Below are 26066 nucleotides of genomic sequence, written 5' to 3'. Positions count from 1 at the left end.
ACAGCTAATGTAAGAAAGTCTTTATATCAAAAAACAGTATATCTAATCTTATATTCTAGGTACTATTGATATTAAACAATATTGATATCAATGGTTAGTAATGAACAGAGACTCTTTTTTAGTAGTGCCTAAAATGACTAAGCCTTTTCTTGGTATAGTCGCTCTTTTCACAATTTTATGCATGCTTAACCTTCCTATTATACTAACGTTATGGCGTCATGGATTTGATGATGGCACATACTCGCACGCGTATCTTATTCCTTTTATTAGCATGTATCTTTTTTATCAATTATCACAAACTGGTAAATTAGAATTTAGAGCAGTTCCATCAATTTTTTCTGTACTCTCATTAGTGCTAAGTTGTTATGTATTATTTGTTACCAGCAATGCCCAGATAAGCATAGGCTATTGGGTAGCACTCATAGCTGTATTTGTAACTAGTATAACTATGCTTTATCGCTTTAATTGGAGCATTGTATTCCCTGCAGTTTTTCTTATTTTCATTATTCCTTTCTGGGGTGTATTAGTCCCCTTGTTACAAAACATATCTGTAGCAGTTGTTACATACATGATGAGCTTTTCAGGCGTTCCTACTTATGTTGAAGGAAACTTTGTAACTATTCCCGCAGGAGTATTCGAAATCGCAGACGGATGCAGTGGTTTAAGATATATGATTGTATCGTTGGCAATAGGGTCGTTATTTATTTTTCTAAATATTAAAGATAGTAAGAAAGCCATACTGTTTTTATCTATTACCATATTTGGAGCATTACTAACTAATTGGATCAGAATAACCGCACTCATTTTAATCGGTGAGTATACAAACATGGAAAGTAGTTTGATGGAAGATCATAACACTTTCGGTTGGTACCTTTATGTGCCCTTCATGGTTTTACTTTTTTATTGGGGAAATAAATTCGTAAAATTTGATGAGCAACACGATCATGCACATCAAAACACTAATAACATTCTCAACCCTAGCAATGGGATCAGTATTGGAATCCTTATCATTCTAATTTTATCATCAACAACACTTAAAGCTCTTTTTATAACCAGCAGTGATAATATGGGCGGTCAAATACCAACTAGTAAAAATACACCTGATATTTTCAATTATTCTTCTGTAAGCACTATTGTTTCACCAGAAGGGACATCTGATAATACATACCTCATATTTAGCTTTAATAATAAAACCTTAGATGCTAAACCAACTTATTATGAAAATAACTTTATTCCTGAAGGTTGGAATACATTTTCAGAAGAATATACAAAAGACTGGCACATATTCAATATTTCAAATGGCACAACTCAAGCCATGATAATGGTTAAGTACGAGATTGATAATCAAGTTACACCTAGTAGTCGTAACTTTAAAATTAAGAGATTAAAGAGTGCATTAATAGGAACTAGTGATACCAAGCTTCACTGGTCATTTATAAAATGTATTAAGAGTTGTGATGCATTTAAAAGCGTTGCAATAAATTTACTTGAAAAAACTGCATTAGATTAATAATTTTATGGCTAAATCACAAATTAACCAATTAATCTCAAGCACTGCCCAAAATAGTAGAGCTAGATTTAATGTTTAAAAATATTATAAAAATAATCATATTAATTAGCTGCAACACTCAAGCTAATAATTGTAGTATTTTTCCAGAATCTAATATTTGGAATCAAGACATTACCAACGCACCAGTACATAAAAGCTCTGTAACATGGCTGAATGCCATAGGTAAAGGCGTTAAGGTTCATCCCGACTTTGGCTCTAAACGTTATAAAAATCGGGCCGCAGGCATACCGGTAAATTACACCAACAATAACACTAAAAAACACGCCGTTCTATTTAAATATAAGTCTGAAAGTGACCTTGTAGAGTACCCTATTCCAGTACGAGCGAAAATTGAAGGTGGCGCTAATGGCGACGGCGATCGACACATAATTTCATTTGATACTGACCAATGTATTTTATATGAGCTATTCCATGTTTACCAAAGAGAGTCTGGACAATGGACTGCAGGCTCAGGCGCAGTTTTCAACCTGAACAGTAATAATTTACGACCTGATAAATGGACATCAGCTGATGCTGCAGGGTTGCCCATTTTTCCTGGGTTAGTGCGATATGATGAAGTTGAATCTGGTGCTATTAATCACGCATTAAGGTTCACTGCTCGAACAACCAACAGAGAATATTTATGGCCTGCTAGGCACTTTGCCTCTAGACATAACAACCCAAATCTTCCCCCCATGGGAATGCGGTTAAGATTGAAACAGAGCGTTGATATTTCTAGTTTCTCACCTCAAGCTAAAATTATTGCAACAGCACTTAAGAAATACGGCATGATATTAGCCGATAACGGCGGCCCACTATTTATAAGTGGGGAGCCAAATGAAAACTGGAGTAACTGGGGTTTAAAAGATCTAAAAAAACTCGTTACCAATGACTTTGAAGCAATTGATACTGGCTCACTTCAAGTGCACCCTGACTCTGCCACAACTGATCCACTTGAACTATATGAAAAAGATCCTTCGCCTACCACTAAAAATAGAAAGTACTATAAAAACAAAGCAAAATATTACACTAATTTCTATGTTTCGCCTTACGGACATGACTCATATGACGGAACTAACGAAAGGCCATGGAAAACGTTACAACATGCTGCGAATTTAGCAGCACCAGGTGACACCATTAATGTAGAGAAAGGAAATTATAGCCCTTTTAAAATATCGGTTAGTGGTACAAAAAACAAACCTATTACGTTTAGCTCTGACGGCGCAGTTATTGATGCTTTTCAAGGAAATACGAGGGATGGCATTGAAATAAAAAATGCGAAACATATTACGATTAGAGGCTTTGAAGTTCATCACGCCAATCGTGCCGGCATAAGTGCCATAACATGTTCGGATATTACTTTAGAGTGGAATAAGTTAGTTAAAAATCAACATTGGGGGATTTTCACAGGTTTTTGCAGCAACTTAACCATCAATAATAATATAGCATCTGAATCTGTTAAGGAGCACGGTATTTATGTTTCAAATACCTCTGAAAACATAACGGTGCACAACAATATAACTTTCTCCAATCATGCAGCAGGCATTCAATTAAATGGCGACAAAAACATGGGAGGAATTGGCATAATTACCAATGCGCATATTTATAACAATTTAATTTATTATAATGGTAAAGCTGGTGGTGCCGCTTTAAATATGGATGGTGTTCAATACTCAAAAGTTTATAACAATATTTTATATGACAACTACGCCACAGGTATTGGGCTATTCAAAGGAGATGGTGGTGATGGTTCGAAGTATAATCAAGTTATCCACAATACCATTGTAATGCCTAAAGATGGGCGTTGGTGCGCTCTTTTTAAAGTAAACAGCAGTTTTAACAAATTCAAAAACAATGTTTGTGTTTCTTACCATTCATACCGAGGAGCGATCTCAATAGATGAAAGCTCGCTAATTGGTTTCGAAAGTAACTACAACGCTTTTACAACAAGGTTTACATTAAATGGCGGTGAAAGTGTCATGTCACTCAAAGAGTGGCAATCCTACACACAAAATGATAAAAATAGTCAAACTGTCGAAAGCATTGATAAGCTATTTAATTATATATTTAAAGACTTTAAACCCTACATTGACAGTCCTCTTAGTAACAATGGGGTATGGCTTGAAAAATTTACAACCGACTATAACCAAAAGCTACGAACTAAACCCGTAGATATTGGTGCGATAAACCAATAATATTATTTTATTCACGGATAAAAACCAAAAAATGCAAACAACTCAACCGAAAGCTACCATAGCAATTATTACGTGTCATCGCCCTCAATGGTTAAAGCGCCTGCTACAAGCACTTATTCAGCAAGAAGTTGATGAAAGTATCGAATTAAATATACTTGTTGTAGATAACGCTGGTGAAGAATCAACATTAGCGGTAGTAAATGAAATAGCCTTAAAAAGCCCGTTTACAATTAATTATTTTCACGAAAGTAATGCTGGTATAGTATTCGCGAGAAACCGGTGCGTAACTGAGTTTTTAAAAACAGACTCACAAAATTTGTTTTTTATTGACGACGACGAATGGCCAGAATCTAATGATTGGGCACAGCTATTACTCAATAAACAAGCAGAGCATAAAGTAGATATTGTTACTAGCCACGTTATATCGGTTGGTAGTAAAGGTACGCCAACTTGGGCTATTGAATTAATTTATGGTAAAAATAAATTGATTGAGGGTGATAATGTTAATATTTTTTACACAAACAATTTATTAATTTCACGTGAAGTACTACAGCAAATAAACCCTCCGTTTGATGAGCGTTTTGCAATGACAGGTGCCAGTGACTATCACTTCGCCTTAAAGTGTCAGAAAGCGGGTTTTAAAGCTATTTATACCGCAGCCCCAGTTATTGAAGAATTTCCAAAATCCAGAGCGACAGTAAAATGGTTTTTAAAACGAGGGTTTCGCTCTGGTATTGGCTTTACCCGCAGTCACTTGTTTGAAGACTCCTTTATCAAAGCCTTAGTTTATTGCTTAGCAATGACCGGGGTAAGGGTTTTACGTGGATTAGGCTATTGCATCCTCGGATTAGTAACCTTCAATAAAACCACCTTTGTTGATGGTTTATTTAGACTTTGCTCCGCAGCAGGTACAATCGCAGGTTTTTTTGGCATTAAACATAACGAATACAAAACCATACATGGACAATAGCAATATTGAACAAACAGTAGAATGGCGATTAGTCGAAGATATTGAACAGTTAAGGCAATATACCGAGCAATGGCACAAGTTAGTGGAAACAAGCCAAGCTAATTTATTCTGTTCACCACAATGGATAATGAACTGGATAGAAATATACTGGCAACCTGACTGGCAACTTAAAACAATTATGGGTTTTGAGGGAGAAAAAGTAATTGCAATTGCTCCTCTTTATCTACAAAAATCTAATAAACTTATTCCAATTAACACCCTATTTCCATTGGGACAAGGAGAGCCGGAAGAAAGTGAAGTATTATCCGAATTTCAAGACATTGTTTTAGAAAAAAAGAATGAGCTCATCTATCGCGAAATTGCAAACCAAATACAAGCAATTAACTTTGAGCAATTTAGTTGCCATTCGGTATTACCAAGCTCAAACTGGCATTCAATCTTATTACATTTCAAACATGCAACCGTTAAACAAGAAGGCAAACGGTATTTAATTCCCAATAATAAAAATTATTTAAATACTCTGAGCAAAAACAACAGAGCAAAATGGAAGCGATGTAAAAGCAAGCTTCAACGTTCTAATGCTATATTTTTTTGGGTTAACGAAGAAGACTATGAAATATATTGGCAACAATTAATATTATTTCATCAGAAAAGGTGGCAAAAAAAAGGTAAAAAAGGTGCCTTTTTTCATCCTGATGTTATTAAATTTCACACTCAATTTCGTAAATCGAATAACACAAAAATCAGCCTACTATTAATAGATGACGAAGTCGCCGCGATTCATTATTACCTTTATGATAACACCACCTTATATTTTTATCAGTGTGGCTGGGATGAAGCTAAATTTGCTCATTTATCGCCAAGCTATGCATTGCATATTTGGAGTATTTTACATAACCCTATACAGAATTATGACTTTATGATTGGTAATACAAATGATGCTTATAAAAAAGCATTTACTGGTCAAAATAAACTTGATGACACTTATGTAGTAAATGCTAAGCGAAGTAGGGTAAAATGCTTCATTAGTAAACTTATAAATAAACTTTATATCTGTTAGCAAGTTAAAGAAATAATTATAGTCTTTTTTAACTTATGAGCACAGCGGAACGGTAAACTCTTATGGCACGACAATTTCCAGAAAAAGAAAATACCGATTCATCATTTGCCTTTTTTTTATTGTTTTTATATACGGCAGCGGTACTTATTCGACCACATGAAATGTTCATAGATACGCGTAATTGGATCATAATAAAGGTGTTCGCTATTCTATGCTTTGTAACTTTATTAATAGCACAGCGCCCACTAAAACTTTATCCCCAGCATTGGATGCTATTGGCCTTAGCGCCACTGATTATTATTTCAGGTTTTTTAAATGGTTCAGGCATGACAGGCGTAGATGAGGCCATTCAATTATTTGTTAGCTCACTCATTCCTTTATTTTTATATTCTAACTGCATAACCACTATCAAGCGTCAACATGCACTTATGTTTATTTGCTTAATTGCAGCAATAACCATGGTGCATAATGGCCATTTCCAACAATCAGCATTCATGGGTAATGGTTGGGCGCTTTTTACACACTCTGTAGGTTATATTGATTTAGGTGAAAGGCGTATTACTTATTTAGGTTTTTTCAGTGACCCAAATGATTTAGGTATGTTTTTAGTTATGTGCATACCGTTTACAATATATTTTTATAAAAGTGGAAATGCATTTCTAAAAACATGTATGTTATTAACATTAATAACACTGCTTTATGGGGTTTATTTAACTGGTTCTCGTGGAACCATGCTAGGGGTTGGCTCATTAGCTGGGATATATTTTTTAGTTACTTATGCAGGGCCTAAGTTATTTATAGCCGCTATGGTATTGGCTCCCATTGCGGCTACAGTTGTAGCTTCGTTACAAAGTAATATTGACGCCTCAGCCAATGGCCGACTGGAGGCTTGGTATCATGGTATTCATATGATGCTAGCGAACCCTATATTTGGTATCGGTAAAGGCCGCTTTCGAGAAGAACATGGCTTAGTCGCACACAATTCGTATGTTCATATTGTAGGCGAGTTAGGTATTCCAGGTTATAGTTTATGGGGAGGTGCTTTAATATTTACTGTACTTGTTAGCTACCTAGTTATTAAATTCAACAACAAACAAAAACTTGGTGATGAACCTACGGCACTAGCGGAAATAAAAAGTTATAAAGTAAGTTCAATGCAAAATAGAAAAGTACAAAAATTGCAGTTAAAAAAAGAGACTGAAAAGTTAAACATAACCAGTGAATATGCTCTAAATCAAACTCTCTTTTTTTCAATGGTAGGCTTTATGGTCACCGCTTTTTTTCTTAGCAGAAGCTTCTCCTTGCTACTTTTTGTTTTTATCGGTATGTCTCTAGCAAGTCACGTTCGATTAATAAAACTAGAGCCCAAAATCGAACAATTCTGTAATGCTAACATTGCAATTCGCTCCATGCTATATTGTTGGGTTGTTATTATTGCCGTATATATCACACTTAAAATGGGGCTTTAAATAGGCCTATAACTAGGAAGAACTATGATTTTAGGATACACCACAGGCGTTTTTGATTTATTCCATGTTGGCCATGTAAATTTACTCCGGAATGCTAAAGCCATGTGCGATAAGCTCGTTGTTGGCGTAAAAACTGACGAACTTGTAAGTTATGAACATTGACTGGCAAACAATAGAATAATCATTAAATCAAAGGTTTGAACAAAGTTTTAATGAAGTAGAAGAGTATGATTATCAAATAAAAATGATTTATACATTTGAAACTGTGCATTTACAAGGTTTGCTGTCTCGGGTTGATAATACCACAATGGCTACCTCAGTAGAGGCACGTGCTCCCTTCGTTGACCATCGCCTCGTTGAGTTTGCTTTTACTATTCCTAATAAATACAAGTTGAAATGGAACTCTGAACAAGACAAATAACTTACTAAAACAAAATTGTCCGATCAAATTTTTGAAGTACACGCCCCCCCCCTAAATATATCCTTACAAAGGTCGGTGAAAAGTACTTACCTGATGAGGTACTATACCGTAAAAAATGGGCTTTCCTGTACCATTAGACAAATGGCTAGGTGGCAGTTTTGCTGACCAAGCAAGAAAAATTCTTAACGATGAAGACAATATTGCTAACCAAGTTATTGATACCCGTTTTGTTCTTTCATTATTAGATGATAAAGATTTATCAAAAGATCATGGCTTAGCAATGAAAGTTTGGATGGTGTTATATCAATCTGCACAAAAATGTAATCTAATGCTATTTATTTTTGAAGCAGATACCACGTTTTGGAACAATTCACCTCAGTAGATTTACTCAAGTGATCACGAAAGGAACAGAATGGGCGAAAGCGTATGCGTTTGCTTGCTGTATCATACTTTTTAGATGACCTGACGTTCAAGTGTTAATCGTTGGGTCACTGCATATTTGTCAAAAGGCTTGTCGGACCTTGATAGTGTTAACCCGAAAGGAAGACCGTCCATGCTTTCTCCAAAGCAGCTCAGCCAACTTGCTCAATACGTTGAAAATCAGAGTTGCACAGCTGAGGGAGGTCGACTTATGGGGCAAGACTTTTGTACCTTTATCAAAAAAGAATTCGACATAGATTATCATCGAGATCATGTATATAAAATCCTAAAGAAACTAGAATACTCCTGGATAACAAGCCGATCCAAGCATCCTAAGCAATCACAAAGCGTCCAGGACGTTTTTAAAAAGCTTCCAGATGGAAACGATCCTTAACATCCCCTTCAATATCAGCTTAGATAAAGTTGATGTTTGGTTGCAAGATGAAGCACGATTCGGCCAGCAAAATACAACAACAAGGTTATGGGCGAAAGCGGGTAGTAGACCTAGAGCAGTAAGACAACAACAGTTCGAATATGCATACATGTTCGGGGCTTTTTGTCCTTCGACAGGCGCTACTGAGGCATTGATCTCATCTGTAATGAATAAAGACGTTATGAAAAAGCATTTATAACAAATATCACAGGCGACACCCGAAGGTAGATATGTCGTTGTAGTAATGGATGGAGTTGGGTAGCATACAGAAGACACATTTGAAGATTTAAAAAATCTAGCCATGATCAAGTTACCCCCTTATTCCCCAGAGTTGAACCCAATTGAGCAAGTGTGGCAATGGCTAAGACAAAACTGTTTGGCCAATAGATGCTTTAATGGCTATGAAAATATAGTTAATGAATGCAGCAATGCTTGGAATATCTTCCGAAGTGACATAAAAGAGCAATGTCGTTATGCAATCGTGGCTGGATTAATCTGATTTAATGCTTATGCAGATTGGTATTAAACCACTTTTATTTTTGTGAAACGTATAATGAATAATACTGTAGTTATTTCATGTTGGTTTGGTGAACGGTTTAGCAGCTCACAAAAAGTGCGAACAGTCGGCGATCTTGTTAGGTTTACCAAGTACAAAGTTAAATCATTGCTACCTTTAAAAGTATTGGACCTACTAAATATAGACTCGGTTATCCCTGAAATACCTATAAATCAAAAGAAATGTATTTTTTACTAATAATCAAAAATTGAAAAAAGAAATTGTCCATCGGGGCTGGGAATATCAATATATTGAAAAGGATGTTGATGTTGGCGAAAGTATCGACTTTTCTTTACACACTAAAGTGGTAAAATTTTTGCAACTCGAACCGTCAATATTAACTCAACTTTTTAATTATCAGTATATTGTATATATGGACAGCCGTAGAATTTAAGACAATATTGTGCAATATACTCAGGCATGTAATAAAGGCATTCTGATCAGAAATACCCCTCGATTAAAAGTGTCTGTTTGGGACGAAGTAGAAGAAGCAAAAAGCCAAGAAAGGTACGCAAGAATTATGGAAGCAACAATACCCTTCGTAGATATAAGTATCGAACAAGGTTACCGCCACAATAATCGTGTAATGAATAACGGAGTTATTGTATATAAAGTCGATGACATGAGTATTCGTAAATCGATACGAGCATTGTGTACAGATGTATACAATTGTTGTATCGAATATGATCAACCAGAATGCCAAATTTTTTGGTGTATACTTTCTCAAAAATATGAAGAGATCGTGACTAAAGTTGATTTTGACGAAATAAAAACTCGCTCAGGCTGTTAGTATAAAATAACAAGAGTATTTGATGTTTACTATTACCTATAAATTTATGAGCAACAATAAAGAAGGTCTTATGTCGAGAATAGATAGTGTTGATACGGTAAAGTTGATCGCAATAACTGCTGTAATAGCTATACATACCAACCCTTTTTCACATAATACAGAAAACGTTAGTAGCATCTATTACTGCTTAAACATTATTATAAATCAATTAGCAAGGTTTGCGGTTCCATTTTTTTGTTATTTCAGGTTACTTTTATGGTATTAAAGTAATTAAAGGATCTTGCTCATTAGCGATAGAAAAAAATGTTACCAAGAGTCGCTATATTGTATTTAAGTTGGTGCGTTATATATATGATGCCGTTCAATTTAATCTCGATTTATAATGATGTTTTAATAGGGGGCAATTAAGCTAGCGTATTCGGATTTAGTTGAACAGCCTGTAAACTTTTTTTTAAGGTAGTAAAACCCATTTGTGACTTTTAGTATCATTTATGATTTCGATAACTATTACCTCTTTATTTATCTATAAAGACTACTTGAAATAATTGTTATTCACCTCTATTTTTATTCATTTTCGGGATATTGGCTAAGTCATATAACGGAACTAGTTTCGGAATCAACATTGATTTCAATACAAGAAAGAGTCCATTCTTTGGTCTGATTTTTTTCGTTACTGGGTGCATATTAGCAAACAAAAAGCCGAAAGAAATATGATTTAATTACGGGCTAATGATATTTATAATAGGGGGGTATCCTTTGGAATAATCTTAGAAGACAGAATAAATAACTTTTTCGATATTTTCTCATGAAATAGTGTGCCTTCAACTCTTATATTAAACTTTCTTAACATTATCTGAACCTCTAAATATCTTTCACTATTTCAATTAATGCCGTAGTAGAAATTGATGGTGTTCTCGATAAATACTGGACACTACAAATATCATTAAATTCATCAAATTTCCCAGCCCAATCATCTCCCATAACTAATACATCAGCTTTACTATCTATAATATATTGTCGTTTAAGTTCGAGGGCGTCTTCATAAAAGACTTCATCTACACATTTTAACTCTTTTATTATATCCATCCGGTTTTGTTCACTACATATAGGATTTCTTTGTTTTTTCGAAAAATTTAATTTATCTGTAGATATACCTACTATTAAGTAATCTCCCATTGCTCTCGCTCTTTTTAAGATCTGAAGATGCCCAATATGAAATAAGTCAAATGTTCCAAATGTTATTATTTTTTTCATGTAGCTTGCCTTACCTGTTAATTAGTTCGTTATACAACATATAAGAAAAAGACTTGTTCTGATCTTTATCCTGTAATAAATGAAATCTACTTTTCAATTCTTGATATTGAGCTTCATATATTTTTGATGCACCTAAAACTTTTAAATCAATGATTCTGTTTATCACACTTGGCCAATTATTACAGTATGGCGTTAAAGTTACGTCTTCAAAATTATAATACAGTGAACGCTCTCTTAATTTATATTCTTCAAGATCAAAAGGTGCAAAGACAATAGGTTTATTTGACAGCAAAAAGTCAAAATAAATACTCGAATAGTCGGTAATCAAACAATCAAATTCATGTATTGTTTCGTAAATATCCTTCCCTGAATCTAGCTTGAGCATCTTCGACGATTCAATTTGAGATAAAATGCTCTGAGGAGGTCTATTAACTGGGTGCATTCTCAGGGTCAATTGAATAGAGTGCTTTGTAAGTAAGTCGTCTATTTCTGTTATATTAAAGTCATACTTTTGAAATAAATCACATTCAGTACCTTTACCTCCTCTAAATGTTGGCATGTAAATACAATTGAATAAAGGTTTAAAGCTGCTACTCGCACTAGGAGCTAAAAAAATATCATTACGAGGAAAGCCTGTAATTAGAGTATTACTTAGAGGCATTCTAAAGGCAGTTGAAAATGTAAACTGAGTTTCTTTACTTGTAGCTATTAAATAATCGTTACGATGTTTCTCATACGGACTGAAAAAATCACATAACTTACCTACTGTATTTTTATTCTTGGGCTCTTCACCAAAAACATCATACATAATTTTTTTTAATGGTAAGCCATGCCACAAGTTAATCACTTTAGTTTTTTTACCTATTGTCGCAGGATATAGGTCATCGTGCAGTGATTGACAAACAAACACAAACTCAGACCTTAATTGATACCACATTCCCGCAATGCTTTGTTCATTATGCGCTTGAAACCCTAAACTTCTTACATGCTGAATAACATCAGTATTTTTGCTGATCCATACTGCATCAATTCGCTTTTGATTAAAGTTAACATATTCGAAAAATGCTTTGGGGTTATCACTATATTTTTGACCGAACCACGCACCAAAAACCCAAAGGCTCTTCTTTTTTGGTATTAAATATGAGAAAAAATAAAGAATTATGTTTATTAAGAGATAAAAAATTTGTTTAGTTTTTTTCATATATTTTTACCTTAGCGTATTTTTTTTAATAAATTGAAATTTAGCATTTTTTAGCTTCAATGCTTTCTTTTCAATCAAGTGCCATGAGAGGTATGCCAAGATAAATGTAATGACTAGCGATATTATAGTAAACGTTAGTAAACTTAACTTTGGATTAACTGCAAGCACATCTTGTTGGACAGGAAAAGCATAAATATAAATTCCATAAGAGTAATCACCATAAGTGTTAAATTTTCGTATAACACCTTTGGGTACGTACGCTAAATAGAAAACAATATAAGCTAATGTGCAATTATATATTACAAAAAATAATTGATTATCAATACTTGATATAATTAGTAATGCTATTAATGTATAAAATATTTTATTTGAAAGTACTATTTTTTCTCTATAAATATAGAAAGCTACACCAATGAAAAACATCGATAGTAGTCGAGCGTATTCAGAGCCAAAATAAGATATGGGCAAAATTGTGTGGAAATAGTCAAATAAATATATCCCCATACCGATAAGTGGTATTAATAAATACACTTTTTTGATAAATGTGACTTTCCACTTTTTTTGAAAGTGAGTAAGTGTTAACCCTATTATAACTAGAAGTGCATAAGCCCTAACCTCGAAGGGCAAGGTCCATAAAGATCCATTAACCGTACTCGCCCAGGGCAACAACTCAAATACTCCAGGTAAAGTAGCTTCTTCGCCAAAAAATAAAACCATGTTAATGAACAAAAATTTATAGGTTTGCAAGTCGGTTAAATATGCGATCGTTGGTAGATTAGTAAAATATACACCTAAGATAAAAACACTTATAATCAGTGATGCAGCTAAGCCAGGGTAAATCCTCAAAACCCGAGCTTTAACAAAGTCACCTAAGCCTTTTCTTCGAAATAAGCTATTAGCGATTAAAAAACCACTAGTGATAAAAAAAAGATCCACCGCTACCGTACCTAATGAAATACCAACCAAATACCGCAATGGTTCACTATTACCGTGACCAAATAATAAAGGGAAAGAATGACTAACTAACACTAATGTCGCAGCAAAAAACCTAATTATATTGAAGTTGTTGTCCCTACCCTCAAGAAAACTGGATAAAGTGTTATTCATTATTTACACCTTTTAATATTTATAATTTAGTTTAATAACTTACACTTGTATCGTAAACACTTTGCTTGAGTTAACCAATTTAAAATCAACATAAAAGTGAAGAATATTAAAAAACTGCATAGACACAAAAATACTATTTACTTTTATATACCTAGATCTTATTTACCTTTGAAAGATGAGTTACATCTTGTGAATTAGTACGTGATACCTGCTAAAGGTTTAATTCATGCTAGAATGAATAATGTCTACAAAAGCTCTATCAATCAAGCTGTACCACTACAAACATATATTTATTGATATTAACATAGGAGTCGTGAGTACATGGAAAAAAATAGGCTTTTGGAGCTAGATGCATTAAGAGGTTTGGCAGCAATAGCTGTAGTTATTTACCATTATTTTTATAGATATGATATTCTTTATGGCCATGAAGGCTTATCAACAGAATGGGCTCAGCTAGGTAAGCTCGGGGTTCAACTATTCTTTATGGTTAGCGGGTTTGTTATTTATTGGACATTAAATAGAGTTGATAAACCTTTAGACTTTTTAGTTTCACGATTTTCTAGGTTATACCCTACATTCTGGTTTTCGGCCTTATTAACATTTACGATTATATCCTTTTTTGGCTTGCCTGGAAGAGAGATTAATCTTCATCATGCGATTATGAATGCTTTTATGTTTCATGAATACGCTGGGATTAAGCATATTGATGGGGTTTACTGGACTTTAACGATTGAACTAACTTTCTACTTCTGGATTTTTATTTTCTTCATAACAGGAGTGCTCAAATATACTGAATATCTATTTAGTCCATTAATAATGATATCTGTATTGCAATCCCAAGGTTTAATTGAGTTTTCAGAGTTAATCAACAAAATATTAATGCTTCAATATCTATCTTATTTTCTAGCAGGTATCTGTTTTTATAAGCTAATGAATAGATTGGCAAATAAGTTTACGTATGCGATTCTGATGCTCTGTATGGTGTCTACATTGTTTGTATTTTCTAAGGGCGTATTTTTAATTACCTCCGCGTTTTATCTGCTGTTTTTTTTAGCAGTTTCCGGAAGGTTAAAATTTTTATCTATCAAGCCCTTAGTAATATTAGGTAGTATCTCTTATTCTTTATATTTATTGCACCAGAACATAGGTTATATAGTTATTAATAAGCTCTATAATATTGGTGTAAATCCAATTTTATCTATTATTCTAGCAATTCTTACTACATTATCACTAGCATATTTGACAACAAGGTTTGTAGAGAAACCTTCGCTAATAGTAATACGTAACGCTTACCGAAAAATATCAGCATAGATAATTTGAGACTGAAATTTAACATGTTCGTTTAATTTTTATCATTAAACAAACACTTTAAGATTAGCTTAGTTATACTTTATTAAGAGCTGTTATGAGTGAGATTTTTACCTGCATATCTGGCCTTACGAAAGTATGATAATACTCATAATTTTTCAACATCTGTTTTTGTCTCAATATTACATTATTCATCAATACGTCAACAACTGATACGCACTCTTCCACTGTAGTAAATTCAAAATAATTGTCCACTGCCTTAACAGAGCCGATGGCTTCATATTCTAAAGGCTCCGTTACTATTGACCGAGAAGCAGCAAGATACTCTGTAAATTTCCCTCCAACTGACTTATGCAAGCCAGCTGTAGCTATACAAATATCATGTGCTTGCATTAGCTTTATATAGTTTGTCCTTTTAGTCGTTTCTGTATTGGTTATAACTAAATCCTTACAGTATTTTTGAGAAAATTTAGACGTTTCAATTCCTCCGGAAAATTTGTCGCCATAAGCTTTTTTCAGCGCCCTTATACAACTAACCCTGTGTTGGTTGATTTGCACTCTATCTGCATTATCTTCATGGGTTAATTGATACTCACCATCAAAATCAGGATCCCACACTTTTGCATAAAAAAGTATTTTAGGATCTTTAGAGGCTAGAGGTGTTTGTTCAAAAAGCTTTAAATACGGAGAGTCTGTTAGCGTGTTTTTACGATCAAAATGTTTTATTATTGACTTAAGCTTATTAATTCCCGAAGAAAATTTAATATCACGCTTTAATGAATATAAATCTAATTCATTATCAATGGCTAAAAAGTAAAGCCCGAGCGGCATTATTCTCTGTGCTTCGTCGGGAAAATAGCTATTAACATAATCAATGCTATAGCTTCTTTTAAAGTAAATATCACAAGTACTTAACGCTTCTTCATTAATCCTTTTAGAATCGCCCACATCGTAATGGACCAAAATTGAATTATTGATAATCACATCTAAATGCATTTCATTAACAAATAACTTATCTACCAGTATTTTTTTCCCTCTTAAAAGAAAGGCATCTCCAGGAAAGTGTTGCTTCAACGAAATTAGTTTATTTCGTTGAAGCATATTAAATCCTGATAAAATTGGCTGTAAATGCCTAGCATTTGAATTAACAATTAAATCACATTGCAATCTTTGCATTTCAGATCCTTAATATTTTATAAAATGTAACTTTTTTGAGAAAAAGTTACTAAAGCATTTCCTCAAAATACAAACTTGCCCTAAATTTCTTAGCTAAAAACTCTGCGTTTTAACGATTGAGCTAAAAGTAAAAAGGCATTTGGAGTGTACTTAAATAGAAAACCTTTGCATTTAACTTTTACGCTACTTAAAGCACTAGCAGCCTCTAGTAGCGCATCAGCCCCTACAGTAAAGTCACCATTAAATATAAATGCCTCGGCATAGCGTAAATGAATATTTGCCTCGACTTGTTTGTAATTAACCTCTCCGCTTAGTGTTTTTTCCTGTGCTATCGGTTTTATTTTAGCTAAACAGACAAGCTCTGCTTGATACATTTTTTCTTCATTAGAAGAATAGTTTTCACCATGGAATACGTGAATTGCTAAATATTCTTTTACGAAATCTACCTTGCAAACAAGTGACATTTTAAGCCATGCCAACCAGTCGTCTACGCCCATTAACTCGATATCCGCATCAAAGACCTGTGAGTCAATTAACAATGACCTTCTAGCAACTGCAGTACAGCTAACAATCTCGTTTTTATGAATTAAAGAAGAGTATATATTGCCCCGATAACTATTAAAGAACGGCAACTCAACCTTTCGTCCTTCGGTGATATGATCTTCTATAGCGCCACAATAGACCAAGCCAACTTCAGGATTATTAAATAATGGTATTTGTTTTGCTATTTTTTCTGGCAACCAAAGATCATCCTGATCACAAAAGGCAATAAATTCGCCTTTAGCCTTTGCGATACCAAATTGCCGCGCGCAAGCTACACCGCCATTATTTTTATGCAAAACAGTAATACGGTTATCTTTTTGGCATAGCTTAGCAAAAAAACTGCTTTCGGCATTTGGGCTACCGTCGTTAATAATGAGTAATTCAAAGTTGTTATAACTTTGCTGCAAAACACTATCAATGGTTTTTTCTAAGTATTGCTCACCTTTATAAAAAGGAATGACAACGGATACTAAAGCTTGTGACATGGTATTCTCATATTACTTTATAGGTAGGTCTTTTTTTAACACCATTGCCATTAGCTGTTGTCGCATATGCAGTGATAAAATTAAAAACCATGAAAAAACAAACAACGTTATAACAATAACGCCAGCGGCAAAAATCAACTCAAGCCAACTTAACACTGGAAGCTGTTGAAAAACTATTTGACCAATTATTACTAAACTAATATAACTTATTGCCAATACAGTAAATTTAAATATCGACCGCATAATAACAAAGTTATTATACCGTTTGATCAGCCATAGGTTTAATACTACCTCACTAAGAAAGAAGCTTACCGCGGTCGCTATAGCTACACCCATTAGTCCCCATTGCAGTGCAAGTATTATTGATAATGAGATATTTACTATGGCACCGAGTAAACTCACCACCGACATAAGTTTATGATTAGCTTGCGCTAATAAGACAGCACCTATTGGTCTTGATATTGACTTGCAAATATAAGCAAAACCAAGAATAGAGGCTAAGTTAGCATGCTCTGCATATTCGCCGCCTATCCAAAGGTATATAAAATCCTCAGCTAAAATAGCAAGGGGGGCATAAAGCATAATAACAACAAAAAAGTTAACATCTATTATTTGTTTAAACGTATCCTCAATGTTGTTGTTTCGGGCCACAAGGCGATTTAGCATTGGATTAAAAACCCCAACTACGGCTACAACTAAACTTTCAATTTGGTTAATTAAATTATTAATAACCCCGTATAGAGCAACAAATTTAAGCCCTAATATATGGCTGATAACTACTGGGTCTGAACGTCTAAGTATGGTATTGGCAATACCCGCCACCACTAAATGCTTAGAGTATGAGAATAGATGCTTAACTTCAGTTAGAGAAACAAACTTGATTGAAAACTGAAATTCATTATTAAGCCGCTTGGCATAATAAATTTTTAAAATATGCGTAATAATGTCAGCACTAATGGTCGCGATTACTGCACCATATATATTTAAGTCAATAACCAGATAAAACACCATGACTGACTTAACCATAGTGTTTAGTAAACTGATATTAGCGTCGATATCCATTCTTAAATAAGCCGTAAAAAAGCCATGAAAGCTATTCATCATAAAATCAAGAAAAACTTTAAAGGCTAATATCGACAACGCTATTGCGGCGGTACTCTGGCTATTAATATTTATACCTAAAGCTTCAGGTACCAATGCTAGTAATAGTAAACAACTTGTCGCAAGTGCGCCTAATGTACTAAAAAGAACAACGGCAACCGAAAAAACGACATTAATACGGTGGTTATCGCCTTTTTCTAGTGCTATTGCTATTTCCCGCTTAACTGCCGAAGAAAACCCTAAATCAATAAAATTGAACCAACCTAATGTTGATAAAATTAGTAGCCATAATCCATAATTTTCATCACCTAAATGTTTAATTAGGTAAGGTGTTAATGCTAACGATATAATAGTAACAGTGACAATTTCAATAACCCTAAAAATAGAGCTTTTTACTAGTTTTTCTTTCATCGATGCGCCATTTTTAACAAAGCGAGCTGCAGTGAAGGGATGAGTTCTTGATTTGATATCATGTAAACTCTCTTAGAAATTGTTCACTAGTATTTTGCCAAGTAAGATGTTCAATTGATTTCACAATACTTTCGCTTGACCAGTTTTGCTCGGTAAATTGCATAATCCCTTGATAAATATTTTCAGGCTGATAGCTATTAAGGAGTATGCCATTAACTTTGTTAGTAATAACTTCGGGAATACCACCAACACTAGTAGCAACTACAGGTGTACCCGTTGCTAATGCTTCCATTATTACATTAGGCACACCTTCCCTATAGCTAGGTAAAATTAATGCATGAGAGTTAGCAAACCACTTATTTAGTTGCGCATGTGGAATAGCACCGATTATTTTTACTCTATTTTGCAGTGCGTTTTGCTCGATATAAATTGCCAACTTATTTTTTTCAGGTCCTTTGCCTATTAACGATAATTCAAAATCCACATTTTTATCTTTTAATAACTTGGCTGCGGCTAATAATTCAAACACTCCTTTGGTAGGAATTAGATTGCCAATAAACAATAATTTAAGCTTTGAACTATCCGGTTTTTTATCAACGTTGAAACGCTCAAAATTAACGCCATTGTAAATTGTTCTTACTTTAGCACTAGACGCTATTTCAAGCACTTTGGCGGCAAGGGCATTACTTTTAGTGGCTACGGTTGTTGCATGTTTAAAGGCAAAGGCCAGTTGTTTTTTTCTTTTGGGGCAAAGACTGTGTACGTTAACGTCACTGCCTAAGCAATCTATGGTTAAATTAAAGCCAAAAATTTTTTTTAACATGGCTGCTGTTACACCTTCAGGGTAAGCCCAACTGGCTAAGACATATTTATGTTTAGCAAACCAAAGTAATGGCTTAATGCTGATAACGATTGAAATTAGCATAAACAATGGGTTCAGTGAACGGCCAAAGCCTGGTATATAGAAAAATGGAAATAGGCAAATATTTTTTTGTGCATAATTTTCCCGTCCAATGAGTACTTTTTTAAACCAAGTGACAAACGAAACAGGGATTAAATATGACAAGTTTGCTTGCGCTTCCATATGTGCTGTTTGCTGTAGGTTAAATTGCCCTCTTGTTTGCTCCCAAGGTAATGGGTATAAATTTGAGAAAAATAGGATCTCCTTTTTCATACTTTATACCCATAATATTCTTGGTAGGTCTTAGCAATATTATCAATCGAAAAGTTACTCGCCACATATTTTTGCCCTAACTTACCTTTTTCAGATAGCATATTTTTATTAGCACAAATAAATTCAAGGTGCTGGCCTAGTTGCGATATATTTCCAGTGTCATATAAAAAGCCACCTTCGCTGGCTGTAACAATGTCTGGTATTGCCCCTACACGTGAACTAATACAAGGCACACCGCTAGCCATAGCTTCTAACAGCACCATGGGTAGTCCTTCAGTTTCAGAACTAATAATTAAGCAATCAAGTTCAGGGTAAATCTCGCCTTCATCAATAACATTACCCATAAACATGACATGATCCGTTAAGCCTGTTCTCTGAACTAGCGTTTCTAACGCCTGCCTTTGTGGTCCGTCGCCATATATTTTTAACGATAGCTTTTCGCTAAGATCATAATCACTGATGCATTGAATTACATCTTCAATTTTTTTCAATGGGATTAAACGTGACACCATACCAATAACTAGTTTTTCGGTATTCGTTGTTTGGTTTTTTAAGGTTGAAATGGCTACACCGTTTTTAATGATGTTTATTTTTTCTTGAGGCCAATTGAAAAGTGCTTTTGCTTTAAGTTTGCTTTGTTCAGATACCGCAAAGGTATAATTTACATAGCAACGTGCGACGATATGGGATGCTTTAATGCCTCTTAAATTCGGCGCAACTTCACCATGAATGGTATATATAACTTGCTTGTGCATCAACAAGGGGGAAATAAATAAGAAAGCTCTAATAACCGCTGGAGAATGAATATGTATTACATCAAATTGCTTTATTAGCTTTAATAATAGATATTGTTTTTTAAGAAAGCTGCCAGCAATATTATAAATTTTTATCTGCGAGCTCTTTAAAGCTTGCTGAAATTCATCGGTTTCATCACCAAATGATAAAATAGATACGTCTTGTCCATTCGCTTGTTGTGAAAGCGATAAGTTCTTTACTAGCTTTTCTGCTCCACCAACTTGTAAGCTGCTGACACAATGAAGTATTTTCATTTTTATTGCTATCACTTTTTCAAAGATCAGTATATTTTAGCGTAACCTAAAGTGTGTTTTAGTGTGCTAATGGTCGTTGAAGGCTCGATTGAAAAACGCCTTAGGTCATACTTATTAACTTCAATGCTTACATTGATACCCGGTTGAAAATTAAACGCTATATCATAGCCACAGTTGACTAAAGCCGCAGTTACTTGCTCATTGTAAGTACCCTGGCTACCAACAGGGTAGGAAAAAGAGCTTACTTTATAAGGCAAGTGCTTTTCTATGAGCATTTTTGAATGTGTTAATTCAAAAATAATATCTTCTTGAGGTAGGTTAGCTAATATTTCATGATTGTGTGAGTGAGCACCAACATCCATACCGTGTTCAATCATTTCAGCTAGATCTTCCCAAGCCATAAATTCTTGTGTTGGTAACTCGCCATCTATTGGGAACAATGCTTCCAGTTCATTTAATTGCTCTTCAATTGGTACTTGACTTAACTTTGCTGCAGCTAACATACTGCGAACGAATTCACGTTCATCACCATTATATGTGACGGATTGATTCCAACTAGATAACTTTAGTGTTTTAAATTTATTTTTCTTATAGTTGTATGCAATTCGATCCCACCACGGTAATTTTTTATCACCAATTAGGCTAGTCGCGATAAAAAAGCATGCTGGTACATTATGACGTTTTAAAATTGGAAAAGCTTCGGTGTAATTATCTTTGTAGCCATCATCAAAAGTAATGATTAAATATTTCCCATGAATTTTACCCGCGTGTTTCTTTACAAGTTCAACTGCTTCTGTGATAGAAATGATGTCAAACTCTTGTTTAAAGAAAACTATAAACTCATCTAATTGCTTGGGATTACATGAAAAAACACAAGGATCAAAACGTGTACCCTTCCAATCACCAATTCTGTGAAAATTAAAGCTATATATTCCATCAGGAATATTTGCCCATCTGATGGCATCGGCTCCTATATAGCGCTCAAGCCTTCTCAATACCTTTGTAAGCATTAAAGCTGACTCCTTTTAAAGTCTGGCTTAGGAATTATAAAATCACGATAGTCATTCGGGTTACCCTTTTTACAATCTTCTGCTGCTTTAATAATATTGTACATTTCTCGTGAACTTACATAATGTAAAAAGTAGTTTTTTCCGTCATTATACTTTTTATTTAAGTGCTGATGCATTTCATTAATAGGTTGCCCTAATAATGTTTCCATAGAAGCTTCTTGAGTGCCATGCGTATGAACTTTTATAAAAATCCAATCGGGTCTATTTTCAATATGGATTGCTTGATCAACCCACATATCGACTCTTTCTTTACTTGGCGGAAGCGTATTTCTAACATCTGATTGTTCTATTTTTGGAATTACACCAAATTTTCTATTTTTCCAGTTTAACTTAAGTACACCTTGGACGATCATTAGGTCACCCCATGTTCTGCCACCTTTTTTTACTTTTCTGCCTTTGTTATATGATTTTGGTTTTTCAGGATCATCTTTTGCATAATAAATACAATTTACCATCGCAGGTTGTGTGGTATCAGGTGATGGAAAAGTAAAGTCGGCGTAACATCCAGTTTCTTTTAATATGATAAGTTCGTCATTTACACCACACCAATCTCCATGCGCATGCGAATTATCTAGCGCCCAATTACCATGAATAAAAGCATAGGTAGGCTTTCCTGTTTCAGGATCTAAACTGAGTGCTCCGTGATCTTTGTATAGTAGTTCAGCAAAATTAGTCAGGGTTGACCTTAGGTTATCACTAGTATCATTTTCATGATGAAGATGAATTTCAATTTCACCAAAACCTCTAGCACATAAGTCTGAAAGTTTATCTAAATGCTCTTTCCTATACTCTTCCTCTGGGAAGAAGAATGAATGTTTAGGGTGATATCCATCAGCATCAGTATATTTTTCTGCCATTATTGGATAGTCTGTCATCCAACGGTCTACTCTTTCGCGCTCAAGGTTTATATTGTCTTTATTCATCCATTGAGGCTCGTAATGATCGACAAAACAAAACATGATGTGCTTAGGACCACCAAACTTTTTATTAGGAAATAAACTTTGTTTTACATAAGTTGGAAGCCATGTTTGCATTTCTTTTTTGTGAACAACGAAAACAAAAGCTCCAATAATAAAGAGGGATAAAAGCAATGCTATGATCATCTGGATGTACTCTCCCAAGTAGCGGATAGGTTTTTATTTAAAAATTTGATAAAGCCTCTAAAAATAGAGTAATTCATTGAAACAAAAAAAGCAGAAATTTTAAGGAAATTAAATATAAATCCATGTCCAGACTTTAATTTCAAACCAATAATAGCTGAGCTGTAAAAAGCAATTTGTAAAAATAAAGTAACTTTATAAAAATTGAAATCTAGTGCCAATAAAGAATTAGAAATTAGAATCAATATCATTAAGTGAGGAACAAACCATCGTAATATCTTATGACTGAAATAAGAGAAAAAACGATACCCTTCAAGTGGATTTAGTAACCAACCTAAACGCATCATGGCTTGATAGTTTCCTGCGCCAATTCTAACTCTTCTCGATGATTCTTCTGTTAAATCGGGAGCAATCTCTTCAGTAGCTTTAGCTTCTGGAGCATAAATAACTTCATATCCTTTGCGAGCTATATTCATTACTATGCAAAAGTCATCAATTATAGTATCGGTAGGTAAGGGCATATAATCTTGTGTTCTGATCGCATAAATTGCGCCATTAGCCCCTAAAAGTGCGTTCAATCTTGATTCATGGAACTTTAGTGCTTGCTCATAGCTCCAATATAGGTTGTCTTTATTATCACCTGAAAATGGATCTATCAAATGTAACTCACCACACACAGCTCCAACATTGGAATTATCAAAATGGGATACTAAGTGCTTTAATGCATCTTTTTCAAACATAGTGTTAGCATCCGAAAAGACACATATTGCCGACTCTACCTTTGTCATTAACTCATTCAGAACATTAATTTTACCCCTGTTTTTCTCAAAACAAAAAACACTCAGGCTATTTTCATCAAAGCTTTTTAAAATAACATTCGTATTATCGATACTGCCATCAGAACCAATAATAAATTTAAGCTTATCTTTTGGGTAGTTCAGCGCCAATAAGTTAATAACCCTATCTTCGATACATTTTTCTTCGTTATAAGCGGCGATAACCACTGTAATTTCAGGTAGTTCTGCTATTCGAATTCTACGTTCAGATTTGGAAAGGACAAACGAGGTATCTTTTTTTAACTGTCGGAGACCGCTTAACATCATCAAAATTATTGGATAGAACAAATAAGTGTAAAAAACTAAAAACACTGAAAACCAAAGTACTAACTCAAGGAAATACATTAATTATTCAACCTCGATTTAGCAGGTATACCAAGTGCAGTACAATTATCAGGAACATCTTTCACAACGACTGCATTAGCACCTATTTTAACATTATTTCCAACTTTAACGTTTCCAATAATTTTGGCACCTGAACCAATAAACACATTATCCCCTAATTTAGGAGAAAAACCTTTTTCATCACCTATGACTACTCCGCTTTCGATAGTTATATTCTTCCCTGCAATTACTTTTGAATTAATTACAACACCGGATGGGTGCATTAAAACTAATCCACCTGAAAAGGTTGCTTTAGTACCAATCGTGCAACCATTATATATACGGTTAAAGTGTTGAAATAATAGCGCCAATGGGGATAGTATTTTAATTTTAGCGCATTCAAATGCAAGTCTTTGTATCACATTAGCACTGCTACCATCAGTAAATATAATACGCAGCAAAGACACCTTAGCTCCATCTCCAAGAAAGATTTCTAATTTTCTATTAAAGTCACTTTTAATTAAAGATTGAAAATTATCCATAGATAGTACCTAACATAACATATCGAAAAATACCCAAAATTATCTTCCCTTCCCAAACAATACAATTTCAACCGTTCGAATTAGTATAAGTAAATCCAACATAAAGCTGCGATGTTTAATGTAATACAAATCGTACTTTAGCTTTTCTAAAGAGTCTGACTCTGTAGCACCATAAGGGTATTTAAGCTGTGCCCAACCTGTTAAACCAGGTTTAACGTTATGACGTTCATTGTAATATGGAATATTTTTAATTAATTGCTGAACAAATTCAGGGCGTTCAGGGCGTGGGCCAACAAAGCCCATATCACCAACCATTACGTTATAAATTTGAGGAAGTTCGTCAATACGATATTTGCGAAGGGCTTTACCGATGCGTGTTGTTCTATCGTCATCTTTGGCTGCCATTTGTGCGCCATTTTTTTCTGCATCTATTCGCATACTTCTAAATTTAACAATTCTAAAAGCTTGCCCGTCTAACCCTACACGTTCTTGCGAGTAAAATATCGGTGATTTCCAACCGTCTTCAAGCTTAATTAATAAAGCCGTAATTAACATTACAGGCCAAGTAATAAGAAATAAGAAGAAGCCCATTGTGGCGTTAAAAATCCAGTCTAAGGTATTTCTTAAATGATTCGCCGATGCAAAACCATTTGAATATATAACCCAACTTGGATAAATTAAATTAACCGCAACCTGCCCGGTTTCTCGTTCAATAAAGTCTAGAATTTCGGTTATTTCGACGCCTCTAATTTTACAGGCAAAGAGTTCATCCACTGGTAGATTTTCTCTACGTTCATCATTAGCAACAACAATTTCATCAATTTGATGTTCTAGGGCGTAATTAACCAATGAGCAGTCGAGTGTAATTCTGTTCTCGTTGACAATGCCATGTTCAGCATCGCCATTCATAACCACAAAGCCGTGCATAAAAAAACCTTGTCGGTCAACGTCACGACGCATGCGTTTTTCTATAATTGATGCTCGTTCTCCGGCACCTAAAACGAGAATGTTACGTTTATTAAAGCCAAAAAAGTCAATTTGAAGAGTAAAATAACGAACACCACAAACAAAAAAGAAACTGATTAATGAAGCAACTGCAAGTAACTCAATGGCGAGTGAACCTGAGCCGTAAAATGGATTAAATAATGAAACAATAAAAAAACCTATAGCGATTGATACCAGTAAACGCCTGATAACACCTCTTAAACTCTCTCTCAATTTCGAATCATAAAGACCCATGGCAAGACACGATAACTGCACTACTAAGGCGTAAACAACTGAATGAATAAAAAGAATATTCGTTGGCGTTTTTTGAGTGTCGTGTTCAACAAACTGAAATACTTTATTTAGGTATAAGCTAAGTAAAAGTGCGCCAGCAAAGCAGATAAATTCGATTAACACTAAAGATTTACTACCCGCAGATAAATCACGAAATTTAGGGCTAGACATAAGGTAATAAAGTTCCTTTCTAGTATGAAGCAGTGTTCATTATTAGATGTTTTCATTTTTTAAGCTGTATATT

At 34.4% G+C, this 26066-nt stretch carries 22 protein-coding genes and 2 pseudogenes; 11 read left to right on the top strand and 13 right to left on the bottom strand.

Going from position 1 to position 26066, the window contains the following annotated elements:
- Positions 1-133: 133 nt before the first annotated feature.
- The 10 genes and pseudogenes from xrt to B6A32_RS16395 all read left to right on the top strand — a co-directional run bounded on the left by xrt (position 134) and on the right by B6A32_RS16395 (position 9863).
- Positions 134-1510, top strand: a complete 1377-nt coding sequence (gene xrt, locus B6A32_RS16440) for an exosortase (protein WP_158088506.1) — start codon at positions 134-136, stop codon at positions 1508-1510.
- Between the two features lie 71 nt (positions 1511-1581).
- Positions 1582-3744, top strand: coding sequence for a right-handed parallel beta-helix repeat-containing protein (locus B6A32_RS16435; protein WP_085306009.1), 2163 nt, complete (start codon positions 1582-1584; stop codon positions 3742-3744).
- Between the two features lie 31 nt (positions 3745-3775).
- Positions 3776-4714 (top strand): glycosyltransferase family 2 protein, encoded by a 939-nt coding sequence (locus B6A32_RS16430; protein WP_085306008.1) that lies wholly within the window; start codon positions 3776-3778, stop codon positions 4712-4714.
- Positions 4704-5774, top strand: coding sequence for a GNAT family N-acetyltransferase (locus B6A32_RS16425; RefSeq protein WP_158088505.1), 1071 nt, complete (start codon positions 4704-4706; stop codon positions 5772-5774). The genes B6A32_RS16430 and B6A32_RS16425 overlap by 11 nt, the downstream gene beginning before the upstream one ends.
- Before the next feature lie 62 nt (positions 5775-5836).
- Positions 5837-7243 carry an O-antigen ligase family protein gene (locus B6A32_RS16420; RefSeq protein WP_085306006.1) on the top strand — a complete coding sequence of 469 codons (1407 nt, stop codon included), beginning with the start codon at positions 5837-5839 and terminating at the stop codon, positions 7241-7243.
- Positions 7244-7267: 24 nt separating this feature from the next.
- Positions 7268-7405: an adenylyltransferase/cytidyltransferase family protein gene (locus B6A32_RS16415; RefSeq protein ID WP_198946943.1), complete on the top strand. Its 138-nt coding sequence runs from the start codon at positions 7268-7270 to the stop codon at positions 7403-7405.
- 61 nt (positions 7406-7466) lie between these two features.
- A pseudogene (locus tag B6A32_RS16410) lies at positions 7467-7664 on the top strand (asparagine synthase-related protein); the annotation flags it as partial.
- Between the two features lie 115 nt (positions 7665-7779).
- The gene (locus B6A32_RS16405; protein WP_085306004.1) at positions 7780-8046 is read left to right on the top strand and encodes a hypothetical protein; all 267 of its coding nucleotides are present in this window, start codon (positions 7780-7782) and stop codon (positions 8044-8046) included.
- A 44-nt stretch (positions 8047-8090) separates the two neighbouring features.
- Positions 8091-9021: pseudogene (locus B6A32_RS16400) on the top strand (IS630 family transposase).
- 455 nt (positions 9022-9476) lie between these two features.
- Positions 9477-9863 carry a hypothetical protein gene (locus B6A32_RS16395; RefSeq protein WP_085306003.1) on the top strand — a complete coding sequence of 129 codons (387 nt, stop codon included), beginning with the start codon at positions 9477-9479 and terminating at the stop codon, positions 9861-9863.
- Positions 9864-10724: 861 nt separating this feature from the next.
- On the opposite strand, the gene B6A32_RS16385 is transcribed toward B6A32_RS16395, so the two are convergent.
- The 3 genes from B6A32_RS16385 to B6A32_RS16375 are packed head-to-tail and all read right to left on the bottom strand — an operon-like array spanning position 10725 to position 13425.
- Positions 10725-11117, bottom strand: coding sequence for an adenylyltransferase/cytidyltransferase family protein (locus tag B6A32_RS16385; protein ID WP_085306001.1), 393 nt, complete (start codon positions 11115-11117; stop codon positions 10725-10727).
- Positions 11118-11127: 10 nt separating this feature from the next.
- Positions 11128-12318, bottom strand: a complete 1191-nt coding sequence (locus B6A32_RS16380; RefSeq protein WP_085306000.1) for a CDP-glycerol glycerophosphotransferase family protein — start codon at positions 12316-12318, stop codon at positions 11128-11130.
- A 6-nt stretch (positions 12319-12324) separates the two neighbouring features.
- On the bottom strand, positions 12325-13425 hold the full coding sequence (locus B6A32_RS16375; protein WP_085305999.1) for an acyltransferase family protein: 1101 nt from the start codon (positions 13423-13425) through the stop codon (positions 12325-12327).
- 321 nt (positions 13426-13746) lie between these two features.
- On the opposite strand from B6A32_RS16375, the gene B6A32_RS16370 reads away from it, so the two are divergent.
- The gene (locus B6A32_RS16370; RefSeq protein WP_085305998.1) at positions 13747-14736 is read left to right on the top strand and encodes an acyltransferase family protein; all 990 of its coding nucleotides are present in this window, start codon (positions 13747-13749) and stop codon (positions 14734-14736) included.
- Between the two features lie 72 nt (positions 14737-14808).
- On the opposite strand, the gene B6A32_RS16365 is transcribed toward B6A32_RS16370, so the two are convergent.
- From B6A32_RS16365 to B6A32_RS16320, 10 genes are all read right to left on the bottom strand, one after another.
- Positions 14809-15909, bottom strand: a complete 1101-nt coding sequence (locus B6A32_RS16365; protein ID WP_085305997.1) for a hypothetical protein — start codon at positions 15907-15909, stop codon at positions 14809-14811.
- An 89-nt stretch (positions 15910-15998) separates the two neighbouring features.
- On the bottom strand, positions 15999-16937 hold the full coding sequence (locus tag B6A32_RS16360; protein WP_085305996.1) for a glycosyltransferase family 2 protein: 939 nt from the start codon (positions 16935-16937) through the stop codon (positions 15999-16001).
- A 12-nt stretch (positions 16938-16949) separates the two neighbouring features.
- Complete coding sequence (locus tag B6A32_RS16355; protein WP_085305995.1) at positions 16950-18449, bottom strand: oligosaccharide flippase family protein; 1500 nt, start codon at positions 18447-18449, stop codon at positions 16950-16952.
- Positions 18450-18507: 58 nt separating this feature from the next.
- Positions 18508-19623, bottom strand: coding sequence for a glycosyltransferase (locus B6A32_RS16350; protein WP_085305994.1), 1116 nt, complete (start codon positions 19621-19623; stop codon positions 18508-18510).
- Positions 19620-20672: a glycosyltransferase family 4 protein gene (locus tag B6A32_RS16345; RefSeq protein WP_085305993.1), complete on the bottom strand. Its 1053-nt coding sequence runs from the start codon at positions 20670-20672 to the stop codon at positions 19620-19622. Before B6A32_RS16345 ends, B6A32_RS16350 begins: the two co-directional genes overlap by 4 nt.
- 26 nt (positions 20673-20698) lie before the next feature.
- The gene (locus B6A32_RS16340) at positions 20699-21682 is read right to left on the bottom strand and encodes a polysaccharide deacetylase family protein (protein ID WP_085305992.1); all 984 of its coding nucleotides are present in this window, start codon (positions 21680-21682) and stop codon (positions 20699-20701) included.
- A complete protein-coding gene (locus B6A32_RS16335; RefSeq protein ID WP_233131454.1) occupies positions 21682-22776 on the bottom strand; it encodes a hypothetical protein in 1095 nt (364 codons plus the stop codon). Before B6A32_RS16335 ends, B6A32_RS16340 begins: the two co-directional genes overlap by 1 nt.
- A 65-nt stretch (positions 22777-22841) precedes the next feature.
- Positions 22842-24023: a glycosyltransferase family 2 protein gene (locus B6A32_RS16330; protein WP_085305990.1), complete on the bottom strand. Its 1182-nt coding sequence runs from the start codon at positions 24021-24023 to the stop codon at positions 22842-22844.
- On the bottom strand, positions 24023-24544 hold the full coding sequence (locus B6A32_RS16325; protein ID WP_085305989.1) for a serine O-acetyltransferase: 522 nt from the start codon (positions 24542-24544) through the stop codon (positions 24023-24025). The genes B6A32_RS16330 and B6A32_RS16325 overlap by 1 nt, the downstream gene beginning before the upstream one ends.
- 39 nt (positions 24545-24583) lie before the next feature.
- Positions 24584-25993 carry a TIGR03013 family XrtA/PEP-CTERM system glycosyltransferase gene (locus B6A32_RS16320; RefSeq protein WP_085305988.1) on the bottom strand — a complete coding sequence of 470 codons (1410 nt, stop codon included), beginning with the start codon at positions 25991-25993 and terminating at the stop codon, positions 24584-24586.
- Between the last annotated feature and the right edge of the window lie 73 nt (positions 25994-26066).

Source organism: Colwellia polaris (genome assembly GCF_002104515.1).
GTDB classification, from domain to species: Bacteria; Pseudomonadota; Gammaproteobacteria; order Enterobacterales; family Alteromonadaceae; genus Cognaticolwellia; species Cognaticolwellia polaris.
This window is presented reverse-complemented; position numbering and strand designations above follow the sequence as displayed.